A 13204-nucleotide genomic window follows, 5' to 3' on the forward strand; every position below is an offset into this window, starting at 1 on the left:
TCTTACTCGCCTCGGTCTTTACCTCTGTAATCCTTGCCCGCACCGGATACATTTATCTTCTTAACCTTCGGTGCAGGAGTGGAAACCGTAACCTTCGGAACGGCCTTTACGTAATAGTAGTACTCATCGTCTTCAAACTGCACCTTCTCAATTCTCGTATAATCGAGATTAAAGGCAAAGAACTGAAGCACCATGAGCAATAAAATTGAAATAATTGTCTGCACGATAACTCCCAGGAAAGAAAGTCCCGTGCTGTAAATCATGTCGCCCACAAGCAGACATATTATATTTGCAAGAGATCCTGCAATAATAGCTATGGTCCATGCATGATCAACCGACATGCGTCTTATGACATAAACAATTGCAAGCGTAATTGCAAAAGCCACAATGAACACCCACATACGCTTATTGGATAAAAGCTCCGAAATGATAGTCCGGAACTGTACTGCAGATTCCTCTATCTGTGATCCTGTCAATGTAGTAGCGTTCCCGGAAATATAATTCACAAGAAATGCAACTATTATTCCAAAGGACATTGAAACAATTGAAGCAGGTGTTCCCATAAGCCCCAGAGCGATAGGCATCACATAAGGAATGCTCAAATAAAAACACATAGGTGTCAACATTACCGCAATTGTATCTTTCGGTGAAAACCTGAAATAAAGCAGAAACATCAAAAGAAAAACAATGAGTGCAACTACTGCGCAAAACAGAGATAATTTATAAAGATGTGCCAAAATAAATCCGGCAGAAATAAGCACCATAAAATTGGAAGGCATTATGGAACACAATAGTGCAGCCATAAGCAATATGGGCAGTTTTGTCAGATTAGCCTGATAACCGATCTTATTACCGATCATGGTAAACGCGATCAGAGAAAGTAAAAACTTCCAGATATATGTTATGTATAACTCATATTTTAAATAAAAATTCTTGATATATTCTCGTATTTCCAGTAAAGACGTCATTTTCCTTATTCCTTTTCATACATTCTGCCAAGCTTCTTAAGGCAGGAGTAATATGCCCTCATATTCTTTCGCATTTTTCCGTATCGGATAGAATAAACGATGTATGAAATCACTGAATATACAGCTACAAGCGCAATGTAGTAGACCAAATATTTCCGTGCGGTTGCAGCAATATCTGTATTGTATACGTCCTGCAGCACATCAGAAAAATGATACATCACATAGGCAGCGACCAGTATCAGATATACCACTGTGGCACTGATAATAGACCTCAGCACCTGGAATCCGACATAGTCGCTGCGAAAATACGAATTTATAGCGTTATTCTCTTTCCCCTCACGCTGCTCGTAGGCAGCCATCCTGGTCATCAGGATAACTCTCTCCTCGTTTAACATTATAGTCCTCAGGTTTTAAGAAATTTCATTCCGGACGTCGAGCTGGGCTGCTGGGCCTGTTTCTTTGCAAGTTCAGCCGCAAGAGCCTGCTGACGCTGTTTAACGGTATCATTAAGCGCATTAGTAACCGTAGCCTTGCACTTAGCACAAAGCCTACCTGTAGCAATACGCGCTCCACAATTCTCACATGTTATCTGAATCGGAGAATTCTCGGTAAACATAAGTCTCTCTTCAAGGATCCACTTCTTAATCTGCTTTGCTGGACAAGAGCAGTCCTCGGCAATCTGCTTGAGACCGCTTCCGGGATTCTCCTGAATGTACTTCTTTACCTCCTGGAATTTCTCCTCAATCTCCTTCTTGCAAACATCACACAACATCTCGCCGGCAATGTAATTAAACATCTTGCCACATCTTGAACAATTACGAATATTACTCATGATATCCTCCTATTAGCAGTGCATATTTTTCACACCACCTGGCCTATTGCAAGCGTAACAAAGAATATCCTTTCCACCCCGTGTCTTCGGAATTCTCTTGCGAGCTCGTCCATAGTACTGCCGGTCGTGTAAATGTCATCAACAAGGATAATACACTTAAATTTTACATCATTTTGGCTTATATTAAAAGCCTTTTTCAAATTCGAGCGGCGCTCGGAGGAGTCAAGCATCTTCATGGGAACCGTGTCTCTGACCCTTCTTACGATATCATTTCTGACAGGTACTCCAATCCTTTTTCCAAGGGCATCCGCAAATACTTCCGCCTGATTATAGCCTCGTTTTCTCTGCTTTTTGTCATACATCGGCACCGGTATTACGGCATCCGCACGCATCGCTTTCATCACTTTTCCAAGATATTGCATTGCAGCTTCCCCGTAATAATCGGCATATTCTCTTCTTCCCGAATATTTGAACCTGTATATGGATCCGGAAATGGATCTGTATCTGAAAACACCGAACCCCCTGTCAAAATAATGTCTTGTTTTTTCACAGTCGGGACAATACTCCTTATCCGCATCAAATAAAGGTTTACCGCATTTCATGCAGATAATTTTGCCTGCAGGCTTTATCACCCTTTTACACTCCGGATGTATCAGCCCTTCCTTACGTTTTACAATAGTGTCGCAGACCGGACATCTTCTGGGATACAGAATGGAAATGACCCCCTCGAGAAGTTCCTCAGCCTGCATCCGCCACCTCCAGAATCCTTGTCTTTAATCCCGTATAGCGTCTAAGCTGCTCCTCATTTCCTATCATTGTATCAATAGTCTCTGTATTTCCCAGAACCACAACACATTTCTGAGCCCTTGTCACGGCCGTATACAAAAGGTTCCTGTTAAGAAGCATTCTCGGCCCTCCAAGAAGCGGCAAAATAACCGCCGGATACTCGGAGCCCTGAGACTTGTGTATGGTTATCGCATAGGCATGCTCAAGGTCATCAAGTTCGGAAAAGGGATAGGTCACACATTTTCCCTCATCGAATTCAACCGTCATCTCTTTCATAACGGTATTGATATCCTTCACAACACCCATATCACCATTAAAAATGCCGAGTCCCTTTTCGATAACAATCCCGTTTTTTCCGCATATCTCCCACTCAGCCTGATAGTTGTTGTGAATCTGCATCACGCGGTCTCCCACACGGATAACCCTCTCTCCATGCACATATTCTTTCTTCCCGCTGTCGGCCGGATTCAGATAATTCTGCAAAACGCTGTTAAGTGTCTGCGCCCCGAGAGGTCCTCGCTTCATGGGCGTAAGCACCTGAATATCCTCAGATCCGGCATCAACATAGCCCGGAAGTTTGTCTCTGATCAGCTCAATCATATGCTTGTAAATGACATCCGCGTTATCTCTTTTAAGGAAAAAGAAGTCCTTGCTCTTATTATCCAGCTTTATAGGATCTCCATCCTTTATATGATGTGCATTCATTACAATATCACTCTGCTGCGCCTGTCTGAAAATCTTTTTAAGTGTAATGGTTGTAAAGCATTCACTTTCTATAAGATCGCGCAGCACCTGCCCCGGGCCGACGCTCGGAAGCTGGGAACTGTCGCCCACCAGAATAAGATGTGTTCCCGGTATAACGGCCTTTAAAAGCGATGCAAAAAGATGCATATCAACCATGGACATCTCATCGATAATTATGGCATCAGCCTCAATCGGATTGTCAGCGTTTTTGTCAAAATGGAGCCTTGTCTTCTCTCCCCGGTCCTCCAGCGGCGCTCCGCCGCCCATTCCGAGTAGTCTGTGGATAGTTGAAGCCTGATAGCCCGTTGCCTCGGTCATTCTTTTCGCCGCACGCCCGGTAGGTGCCGCCAGAACTATCTCCATCTGCTCCTCGGCATAATATTCAATAATCGTATTTATAGTTGTAGTCTTACCTGTTCCGGGACCGCCCGTAATGATAACGACACCGTTTCCGGCGCTTGAAGCTGCTGCTTTTCTCTGCAGTTCATCCAGCTCAATACCACGCCTTTTCTCAATCCTTTTTATTCTGTCCTCAAGGCTTTTTTCGCTCTCATGTGAGACCTGCAGATTAAGCTCTCGAAGCATAACAGCTATTGCCTGCTCCTCGTAGTAGTAGGATGCAGCATATACTTCATCATCCCCCTTGTAGATGAGTTTTCGCTCCACCATGAGATTATCCATCTGCATTCCTATGCTGTCCTCAGATACTCCGAGAAGCTCCCCGCTCCTTTTTATGAGTTCGCTCTTTGGAAGAAAACTGTGACCGTCCTGCGCTCCCTCGAGCAGCACATAGAGAATTCCGCTTCTTATTCTGTAATCGGAATCTACGCTGATTCCCACCTTGGACGCAATTTCATCGGCGGTTTTAAAGCCGATTCCCTCAATATCGTCAGCAAGCTTATAGGGATTCTCCTTCAGAATCCTGTAAACCTGATTGCCATATTTTTCATAAATCCTGACTGACATGTTGCCCGTGATTCCGTATCCGGACATAAAAACAAAGGCATCTCGCATTTCTCTCTTATCCGCAAGCTGAATGGCGATATCTCTTGCTTTTTTCTCACTGATGCCCTTGATCTCTGCAAGCCTCTCCGGCTCATCCTCTATCATCCTGAAGGTATCCTTACCGAATTTCTTTACAATTCGTCTCGCCATAGTCTCGCCGATTCCCTTGATGGCGCCGGAGCCTAGATATCTTTCCATCGACTCCGTATCATCCGGGGCGGCGATCTTATAGCCGGTCACCTTTATCTGTTCACCGTAGACAGGATGTTCTGTCATCTCTCCCGATATCTCAAGAGTATCCCCCTCATCCACATCTATAAAGCTCCCGACACAGGTGATTTCCTCACCGTCGCTGACAAAAACCATAACTCCATAGCTTCTGTCGGGGCTTCTGTATATAAAATGATCTATATATCCCTTTACTTCCATTTTCCTCCCAAAGGACAAAACTATTCCCTCTTCGTTTAAAAAGAGGGAATAAATAATTGTTTATAATTTATAAATCGTAATTTCTCTTCATGTTCTCATACAGCATCTGGGCCAGTCCCACGCTCTGTTTGTCAGCTCCTGTAGCCGCTATATCCTGAATTGTCAGATCCTTGAAATAGTCAACCATTTTCCCCATGGATCCCGACTCATCCTTGCTGAATACCTTGGCTGTCTTCTCATAGCCCTTGTAGATCTGTTCCATGAAGTATGCCTCAAACTGTTTGCAGGCATCCATGAGCTCTTTATCTACCTGAGCCTTATCCTCCTCCGTCTCGATTCGTCTGACTTTGGAGGCCGCCGAGTTTATCTTCTCGGATGCAGCCTGGCTGCTGGCGTACTGTGAAATTCCCGATAAGCTGTTCATTGAATTCATATCAATAGCCATATCTTATACCCTTATTATCTCTTCAGACCGTTTGCTGTCTGCATCATCTCATCAGTTGTGGTAATTGCTGTAGAGTTCATCTCATAAGCTCTCTGCGCTACGATAAGGTTAACCATCTCAGTCGCAACATTTACATTGGAGCCTTCCAGATATCCCTGAACCACCTGGCTTCTTCTGATACCGGCTGTTGTGGCTTCGGGTAGAGCATTACCGCTCGCCATTGTTGCCATAAAGCTTGTATCTCCGACCCTCTCAAGTCCCTCCGGATTTCTGAACTGGAAGAGAGCAATTGTTCCTATATCCTGTCTGTCCTGGTTCGCATCGAGGTAATAAAGATTACCTTCCTGGTCGCAGGTAATATCTGTAGCCTTAACGGTTTCTGCATTAACAACCAGAGGCTGTCCGTCTATTCCGAGAACCGGATTACCTTCAGAGGTTGTAAGCTCCAGCGTATTCTGCTCTGTAAGCGCCCATACAAAGTTACCGTTTCTGGTGTATCTGAGATTAGCGGCATTCAAATCCTGAGCGTCTGTCGAATATACGAAGAATCCGTCTCCCTGAATCGCAAATGCCGAACTGGAATCGTTGTCCTGCATATTTCCCTGTGTAAAGAAGGAATTGATGGATGAAACTCTTACGCCAAGACCAACGTCCGAATTAACAGGTGAACCTGTGGTCTGTACCGTCTTGGTTTTCAGCTCCTGATAAAGTAAGGATTTGAATTTTGCGCTCTGCGCTTTATAACCCGCGGAATTGACATTCGCGAGATTGTTTGCGATGGTATCAACGTTTGTCTGCTGAGCATTCATTCCTGATGCTGCTGTCCATAAGCTTCTTACCATATAATACCTCCTGGCAATTTAGAAAAATAACCTTCATCTTGTAATATAGCCATATTCTGCCAATTAATTTATCGACATTTTATCAGGCATACTTAACCTTTATTAAGTAATTCTTCCAAGCTGATTCACCGCTATATCAAGAGTGTCATCCTCTGCCTGCATTGCCTTGGCATTGGTATCGTAATTTCTCTGAATGGTGATAATATTGGTCATCTCATTGACCACACTGATATTGGATGACTCCAGATATCCCTGATTAACCGTAGCATTAGCTGCCTCGGCAGTTGTGGATACCACCTGAGCTCCGCCGTCACCGATGATAAAAGCATTATCCTGATATCTCTGTAAAAACTGCGGAGAGTCAAAGCTTGCCACCTGAACCGTAGCAACGACATTCTGATTCTGGATAATTCTGCCGTCCTGTAAAATTGTAGTATCCGCCAGGGGATCAATCTGAATAGGATTATTGTTGACATCCAGGACATTATTACCCTCGCTGGTGACAAGGTAGCCATCCACCGTAAGGGTAAAATTACCGTCTCTGGTATATTTGATAAGCTGTCCGCCTCCATCCGGATCATCGGAGGCAAAGGAAGTAGCAAAAAATGCATTACCGCCAGCGGTCATGTTGTCATTAACCTGATCGGCATCAACATTCGGAAGCCCGTTATTAAGAGCGAGATCAAATTTCTGCTCAGTATGTCTTAAGGCTCCCTGTTCAAAATTGGTATAGGACCCGGCAAGTTTAACGCCGGGATTCATAAGGCCGAGTCTCCGCGCTGTCCAGGGTGCATCGGAGTAATCCTTGATCTTCAATCCCAGAAGATCACGGAATGAACGGCTTACCGTACGTTCCTCCTTGAAACCGGTGGAGTTCACATTGGCAAGATTATTGGTCTCGATATCCATGCGACTCTGCTCGTTGATCATACCTGTATACGCGGTGTACAGACCTTTTACCATATTTACCTCACTAAGTGATTACTTGTTAGCCTTCGCGATATCCTGCAAGGAACTCAACATAACGTCCTGTTCCTATTGCCACCGCAGTCATGGGATCCTCTGCTGTCACGGTATTGATACCTGTCTTGGATGCGATCAGGTCATCAAGTCCGCGAAGAAGGCTGCCGCCACCTGTAAGGACGATTCCTCTGTCTGCGATATCTGCAGCAAGTTCCGGAGGAGTCTTCTCCAATACGCTGTGGATAGCTTCCACGATCTGGGCTGTGGTCTCTCTCAAGGCCTCTTCAGTTTCTTCTGAGGACACCTTAACAGTCTTCGGAAGACCTGTTACAAGGTTACGCCCTCTAACATCCATATAATCAGCTTCTGCTCTGGGATATGCTGCACCAATCTTGATCTTGATATCCTCGGCTGTTCTCTCACCGATAAGAAGATTGTGCTTTTTACGCATATATCTGACAATAGCTTCATCAAAATCGTCGCCCGCAATCTTTACAGATGTGCTGACAACAGTTCCGCCAAGGGAAATAACCGCGATATCGGAAGTACCACCACCTATATCAACGATCATGTTGCCGCAAGGCTTTGTAATATCTATTCCTGCGCCGATTGCTGCTGCAATGGGCTCCTCGATGATACGAACATCTCTGGCACCTGCCATAAGAGTTGCATCCTCAACCGCTTTACGCTCAACCTCTGTAACCCCACTGGGTACACATACTGCTATAAGAGGCTTTCTGAAGGTTCTGTGTCCGATTGCCTTGGTGATGAAGTACTTCATCATCTGCTCGGTAACTTTATAATCTGAAATAACACCTTGTCTGAGCGGTCTTACCGCAACGATATTGCCGGGTGTACGTCCAAGCATCAGTCTCGCATCCTCACCGATAGCCTTGATCTTCTCGGTATCTCTGTCATACGCTACAACCGAGGGTTCCTTCAAAACTACACCCTTACCACGGATGTAAACAAGGATACTTGCTGTTCCTAAATCGATTCCTATATCTGTATACTGCATGTAATCTATTACCCCTTTCTGGAAATAAGGCTCAGAGCGCATAGTCGCTCACAATAACTTTAATAATGATATAATTCATCTGCCATTATAAACCAATGGGGCAAGTTTTTAAACATCTAATCGTATTTTTTATTACTATGTAGTATTTACACACATGGAATAACGCAGTAAAACACCTACACCTAATCAGTATTTTTATCGGCAATACTTTATAAAAACTTTATACTTTTATATAAAAAATTTTTATTTTTTCTCGAGCATCTTTTTGATATAGGCACCTGTATAGGACTGCTTACACTTCGCCACCTGCTCAGGTGTACCCGAAACCACAACGGTTCCGCCGCCGGAGCCGCCCTCGGGGCCCATATCTATGATATAATCTCCGGTTTTGATGACATCAAGGTTGTGTTCAATGACGATAACCGTATTGCCCGCTTCCACCAGCTCATGAAGAATTTTCACAAGTTTTTGTACATCCGCAAAATGAAGTCCTGTCGTAGGCTCATCCAGAATGTAGATGGTCTTACCTGTACTTGCTCTGGAAAGTTCTGTTGCAAGCTTTATTCTCTGAGCCTCACCTCCGGAGAGCTCCGTGGAGGGCTGTCCCAGTTTGACATAGCCAAGTCCCACATCATACAAGGTTTTGATTTTTCTTCTTATGGTCTTTATGTTTTCAAAGAAAGGCAGCGCCTCTTCAACTGTCATATCAAGAACATCGTAGATATTCTTTCCTTTATAATGTACCTCCAGCGTCTCTCTGTTATAGCGCTTTCCACCGCAGACCTCGCAGGGAACATATACATCCGGAAGGAAATGCATCTCAATCTTGATGATTCCGTCTCCTCCGCAAGCTTCGCATCGTCCGCCCTTAACATTGAAGGAAAATCTTCCCTTCTTATAGCCTCGTGTCTTGGCGTCGGGAGTACCCGCAAAGAGATCTCTTATCATATCAAACACACCTGTATAGGTGGCAGGATTGGATCTGGGCGTCCTTCCTATGGGTGACTGGTCAATTGCGATGACCTTATCAAGCTGTTCTATACCCTCGATTCCCTTATGTTTACCCGGAATACATCTTGCTCTGTTAAGGTCTCTCTCCAGGTGCTTATACAGAATCTCATTTACAAGCGAGCTCTTGCCCGATCCGGATACACCGGTAACAATAGTCAGAACGCCGAGAGGAAACTTCACATCTATATTCTTAAGATTGTTCTCCTCTGCCCCCTTGACCTTGATCCAACCGGTCGGTTTCCTTCTGTGATCCGGAACCTCTATCTTAAGCTTACCCGAGAGGTACTGTCCTGTGATGGACTCCTTAACCTGCATGATCTCTTCGGCTGTTCCGGCAGCAACAATCTCACCGCCATGCGAGCCTGCACCAGGCCCCACATCCACGATGTAATCAGCTGCCCTCATGGTATCCTCGTCATGTTCGACCACAATGAGAGTATTTCCGAGATCCCTGAGATTCTTAAGTGTATTCAAAAGTTTGTCATTATCTCGCTGGTGAAGACCAATACTGGGCTCATCAAGGATATAGCATACTCCGCAAAGCCCTGAACCTATCTGCGTCGCAAGTCTTATGCGCTGTGCCTCCCCACCCGACAGAGTTCCGGTTGCTCTTGAGAGCGACAGATAATCGAGTCCCACATCTATAAGGAATCCGACTCTGGCTCTAATCTCTTTCAAAACCTGAGCTCCTATAAGCTCCTGCTGCTTTGTAAGCTTTAAATTCTCAAGATATTCATGGAGCTCTCCGATTGACATTGAGGTAATCTCAAAAATATTTTTATCGTCAATCGTAACAGCCAGCGAATCAGCCTTAAGTCTCTGACCCTTACATGCAGGGCAGGGAGTGATGCGCATATACTGTTCATACTCCGCCTTCTGATTTTCCGAGTAAGTTTCGCGATATCTCTGCTCCACATTTTTAATGAGTCCGTCAAAGGTGATGGGATATCTTCCCTCACCTCTCTGTCCGGTGTACTCGACCAAAACCTCCCTGTCTGCACCGTGAACCAGCATGTCTCTTACTTTCGCAGGCAGCTTCTCATAGGGTGTATCAAGGCTGAACTTGTAGGACTTTGCCAGTGCTCTAAGCATAGCATTGGTAAAGCTTCCCTCCTTACCCGAGGACTGCCATCCCATAACCTGAAAACAACCTTCGCTTATGGAAAGCGACTTATCGGGAATCATGAGATCCTCATCAAATTCCATCCTGTAACCAAGTCCCGTACACTCGGGACAGGCACCGAAGGGATTATTAAAGGAAAAGCTTCTGGGTTCGATCTCGGAAATACTGATGCCGCAGTCCGGGCACGCGAAGCTCTGGCTGAAGTTCATAGGCTTTCCGTCTATGACATCAACCGTAAGAAGCCCCTCCGCAAGATTCAGAGCGCTTTCTATAGAATCCGTAAGCCTGCCTCTAAGTTCCTCGTTATCAGCTCTGATAACAAGTCTGTCGACTATTATCTCAATATTATGCTTAATATTTTTATCAAGCTTGATCTCTTCCGAAAGGTCGTACTGGCTGTCATCAATTCTCACACGTACAAAGCCCGCTCTCTTCGCTCTGTCGAGAACCTTGGCATGCTCACCCTTCCTGCCTCGAACGACAGGGGCGAGTATCTGGAATCTTGTACCCTCCTCCAGGGACAATATCTGATCCGCCATCTCATCGACGGTCTGCCTTCTGATCTCTCTGCCGCAGTTAGGGCAGTGCGGTATACCTATACGGGCATAGAGAAGTCTAAAATAATCATATATCTCTGTCACCGTACCAACTGTGGATCTCGGGTTCCTGTTTGTGGACTTCTGATCTATGGATATAGTGGGCGAGAGACCCTCTATTTTCTCAACGTCAGGCTTATCCATCTGTCCCAGAAACATTCTCGCATAGGAAGACAGAGACTCCATATATCTTCTCTGCCCTTCCGCAAAAATAGTATCAAAGGCCAGGGAGGATTTTCCCGATCCCGACAGTCCCGTAAATACAGTAAGAGTCTCCCTGGGGATGTTGACCTCCAGGTGCTTTAGGTTGTGTTCGTTTGCTCCGCGAACACGTATGTAGTCGTGTATATCTTCTGATAGTATTTTCTTCGCCATTTTATGCCCTCATCCGGCGCTACGCGCCACCTTCCCCCAGGGGGAAGGCTTTATTTTGTCACCTCTAATAGATGCTTCTTCAGATCAATCATCTGGTCACGCAGCATCGCAGCGGTCTCGAAATCAAGATCGACAGCCGCCTTCTTCATGCGCTTCTCGACATCCTTGATAACCTTCTCGAGTTCCTTCTTATCCATGGACTCGGGATCCTTCTCAAACTGTACCTCCTGCTTCGCAACAGCCTTGGTAACACTGATGAGATCTCTGACAGCCTTCCTGATGGTCTGCGGTGTGATGCCGTGCTCTTCATTGTACTCCTGCTGGATTTTCCTTCTGCGCTCTGTGATCTCTATCGCATTCTTCATGGAATCCGTCATATTATCGGCGTACATAATGACACGTCCGTCCGCATTTCTTGCTGCACGTCCGATGGTCTGTATAAGAGATGTTTCTGAGCGAAGGAATCCCTCCTTATCGGCATCTATGATAGCCACAAGCGCTATCTCCGGAATATCAAGGCCCTCCCTAAGCAGGTTGATTCCCACAAGAACATCGAATACATCAAGTCTCATATCCCTGATAATCTCAGACCTCTCCAAAGTATCTATATCAGAGTGCATGTATCTCACCCTGATGCCTGTATCTGCCAGGTACTCTGTGAGATCCTCCGCCATCTTCTTGGTAAGGGTCGTTATAAGCACCTTATTGTTTCTGGCAGTCTCCTTATTGATCTCCGTAATCAGGTCATCAATCTGTCCCTCGACAGGTCTCACCGAGATCTCCGGATCAAGAAGTCCCGTAGGTCTGATAATCTGCTCGGCGCGCAGTAGCTCATGCTCCGCCTCGTAAGGGCCGGGCGTAGCCGAACAGAACAGCATCTGATCAATATGTGTTTCAAACTCCTCGAAATTCAGCGGTCTGTTATCAAGAGCCGAAGGCAGTCTGAAGCCATAGTCCACCAGCGTGGTCTTCCTTGATCTGTCCCCATGGTACATAGCGCCTATCTGCGGAATAGTCATATGGGACTCATCGACAATTATCAAAAACTCTCCATCAAAGAAGTCCATAAGCGTAAGCGGCGGTTCACCCGGCTTTGCAAAATTTAGATGCCTCGAATAATTCTCGATGCCTGAACAAAAACCGGTCTCTCTCATCATCTCAACATCAAAATTCGTTCTCTCAGCGATTCTCTGAGCCTCGATCAGCTTATCCTCGCTCTTGAAAAACTTCACCTGCTCATCAAGCTCGGCTTCGATATTCTGACAGGCCAGATTTATCTTCTCCTGAGGAACTACATAGTGCGATGCGGGATAGATCATAACGTGAGTCAGCTCATTTCTCACAGTGCCCGTCACAGGCTCAACCTCACAGATTCTGTCTATCTCATCTCCGAAAAGCTCAATCCTTATAAGATAATCATCCGCCTGGGCAGGGAAAATCTCTATGGTATCGCCTCTTACTCTGAAATTACATCTGTTAAGATCAAGATCATTCCTTGTATACTGGATTGCCACCAGGTCCTTCAGTATCTGTTCTCTGCTTCTCTCCATCCCGGGACGAAGCGAAATAGACATCCCCTTGAATTCATCGGGACTTCCAAGACCGTAGATACAGGACACGCTGGCAACAACTATGACATCCTTCCTCTCCGAAAGTGATGCCGTAGCCGAAAGCCTGAGCTTATCAATCTCATCATTTATCGAGGAGTCCTTGGCAATGTAGGTATCCGTCTGAGGAACATAGGCCTCGGGCTGGTAATAATCGTAGTAGGATACAAAGTATTCGACCGCGTTATTTGGGAAAAACTCCTTAAATTCACCGTAGAGCTGCCCCGCCAGAGTCTTGTTGTGACTTATCACAAGAGTCGGCTTATTCAGCGCCTGAATTACATTTGCCATCGCAAAGGTCTTACCGGATCCGGTAACTCCCTGAAGAGTTTCGAACTGATTCCCCGCTTTAAATCCGTTTACCAGAGCCTCTATCGCCTGCGGCTGATCTCCGGTCGGCTTATATTCTGATTTAAGTTCAAAATGATCCATGATATTACCTCAAGTATTCTTCCGAACA

At 45.5% G+C, this 13204-nt stretch carries 11 protein-coding genes; all 11 read right to left on the reverse strand.

Annotation, left to right across the window (positions count from 1 at the left end; all coding sequences use genetic code 11):
- Positions 1-2: 2 nt before the first annotated feature.
- The 11 genes from G630_RS21240 to uvrB all read right to left on the reverse strand — a co-directional run bounded on the left by G630_RS21240 (position 3) and on the right by uvrB (position 13176).
- Positions 3-860: a hypothetical protein gene (locus G630_RS21240; protein ID WP_242829917.1), complete on the reverse strand. Its 858-nt coding sequence runs from the start codon at positions 858-860 to the stop codon at positions 3-5.
- A gap of 113 nt (positions 861-973) precedes the next feature.
- A complete protein-coding gene (locus tag G630_RS0108350) occupies positions 974-1363 on the reverse strand; it encodes a hypothetical protein (protein ID WP_022760324.1) in 390 nt (129 codons plus the stop codon).
- Positions 1364-1371: 8 nt separating this feature from the next.
- The gene (locus tag G630_RS0108355) at positions 1372-1800 is read right to left on the reverse strand and encodes a flagellar protein (protein WP_022760325.1); all 429 of its coding nucleotides are present in this window, start codon (positions 1798-1800) and stop codon (positions 1372-1374) included.
- A gap of 29 nt (positions 1801-1829) precedes the next feature.
- The gene (locus G630_RS0108360; RefSeq protein WP_026498319.1) at positions 1830-2549 is read right to left on the reverse strand and encodes a ComF family protein; all 720 of its coding nucleotides are present in this window, start codon (positions 2547-2549) and stop codon (positions 1830-1832) included.
- Positions 2539-4764: an SF1B family DNA helicase RecD2 gene (gene recD2 / locus G630_RS0108365; RefSeq protein ID WP_026498320.1), complete on the reverse strand. Its 2226-nt coding sequence runs from the start codon at positions 4762-4764 to the stop codon at positions 2539-2541. Before recD2 ends, G630_RS0108360 begins: the two co-directional genes overlap by 11 nt.
- Before the next feature lie 67 nt (positions 4765-4831).
- A complete protein-coding gene (locus G630_RS0108370) occupies positions 4832-5209 on the reverse strand; it encodes a rod-binding protein (protein WP_022760328.1) in 378 nt (125 codons plus the stop codon).
- 14 nt (positions 5210-5223) lie between these two features.
- Entirely contained in the window at positions 5224-6051 is an 828-nt protein-coding gene (locus tag G630_RS0108375; protein WP_022760329.1) for a flagellar hook-basal body protein, read from the reverse strand.
- 102 nt (positions 6052-6153) lie between these two features.
- On the reverse strand, positions 6154-7014 hold the full coding sequence (locus G630_RS0108380; RefSeq protein ID WP_022760330.1) for a flagellar hook-basal body protein: 861 nt from the start codon (positions 7012-7014) through the stop codon (positions 6154-6156).
- A gap of 25 nt (positions 7015-7039) precedes the next feature.
- Entirely contained in the window at positions 7040-8032 is a 993-nt protein-coding gene (locus G630_RS0108385) for a rod shape-determining protein (protein WP_022760331.1), read from the reverse strand.
- Positions 8033-8275: 243 nt separating this feature from the next.
- On the reverse strand, positions 8276-11137 hold the full coding sequence (gene uvrA, locus G630_RS0108390; RefSeq protein WP_026498321.1) for an excinuclease ABC subunit UvrA: 2862 nt from the start codon (positions 11135-11137) through the stop codon (positions 8276-8278).
- Between the two features lie 50 nt (positions 11138-11187).
- Positions 11188-13176, reverse strand: a complete 1989-nt coding sequence (gene uvrB / locus G630_RS0108395) for an excinuclease ABC subunit UvrB (protein ID WP_026498322.1) — start codon at positions 13174-13176, stop codon at positions 11188-11190.
- Positions 13177-13204 lie beyond the last annotated feature (28 nt).

This window comes from Butyrivibrio sp. WCD2001 (assembly GCF_000424485.1).
Lineage (GTDB): Bacteria > Bacillota > Clostridia > Lachnospirales > Lachnospiraceae > Butyrivibrio.

Bases quoted from the DNA above. Each gene is read 5' to 3' on its own strand.
- G630_RS0108375 (WP_022760329.1), bottom strand. From the start codon at position 6,051: ATGGTAAGAAGCTTATGGACAGCAGCATCAGGAATGAATGCTCAGCAG.
- G630_RS0108360 (WP_026498319.1), bottom strand. From the start codon at position 2,549: ATGCAGGCTGAGGAACTTCTCGAGGGGGTCATTTCCATTCTGTATCCC.
- G630_RS0108355 (WP_022760325.1), bottom strand. From the start codon at position 1,800: ATGAGTAATATTCGTAATTGTTCAAGATGTGGCAAGATGTTTAATTAC.
- G630_RS0108370 (WP_022760328.1), bottom strand. From the start codon at position 5,209: ATGGCTATTGATATGAATTCAATGAACAGCTTATCGGGAATTTCACAG.
- G630_RS0108385 (WP_022760331.1), bottom strand. From the start codon at position 8,032: ATGCAGTATACAGATATAGGAATCGATTTAGGAACAGCAAGTATCCTT.
- uvrB (WP_026498322.1), bottom strand. From the start codon at position 13,176: ATGGATCATTTTGAACTTAAATCAGAATATAAGCCGACCGGAGATCAG.
- uvrA (WP_026498321.1), bottom strand. From the start codon at position 11,137: ATGGCGAAGAAAATACTATCAGAAGATATACACGACTACATACGTGTT.
- G630_RS0108350 (WP_022760324.1), bottom strand. From the start codon at position 1,363: ATGTTAAACGAGGAGAGAGTTATCCTGATGACCAGGATGGCTGCCTAC.
- G630_RS0108380 (WP_022760330.1), bottom strand. From the start codon at position 7,014: ATGGTAAAAGGTCTGTACACCGCGTATACAGGTATGATCAACGAGCAG.
- recD2 (WP_026498320.1), bottom strand. From the start codon at position 4,764: ATGGAAGTAAAGGGATATATAGATCATTTTATATACAGAAGCCCCGAC.
- G630_RS21240 (WP_242829917.1), bottom strand. From the start codon at position 860: ATGATCGGTAATAAGATCGGTTATCAGGCTAATCTGACAAAACTGCCC.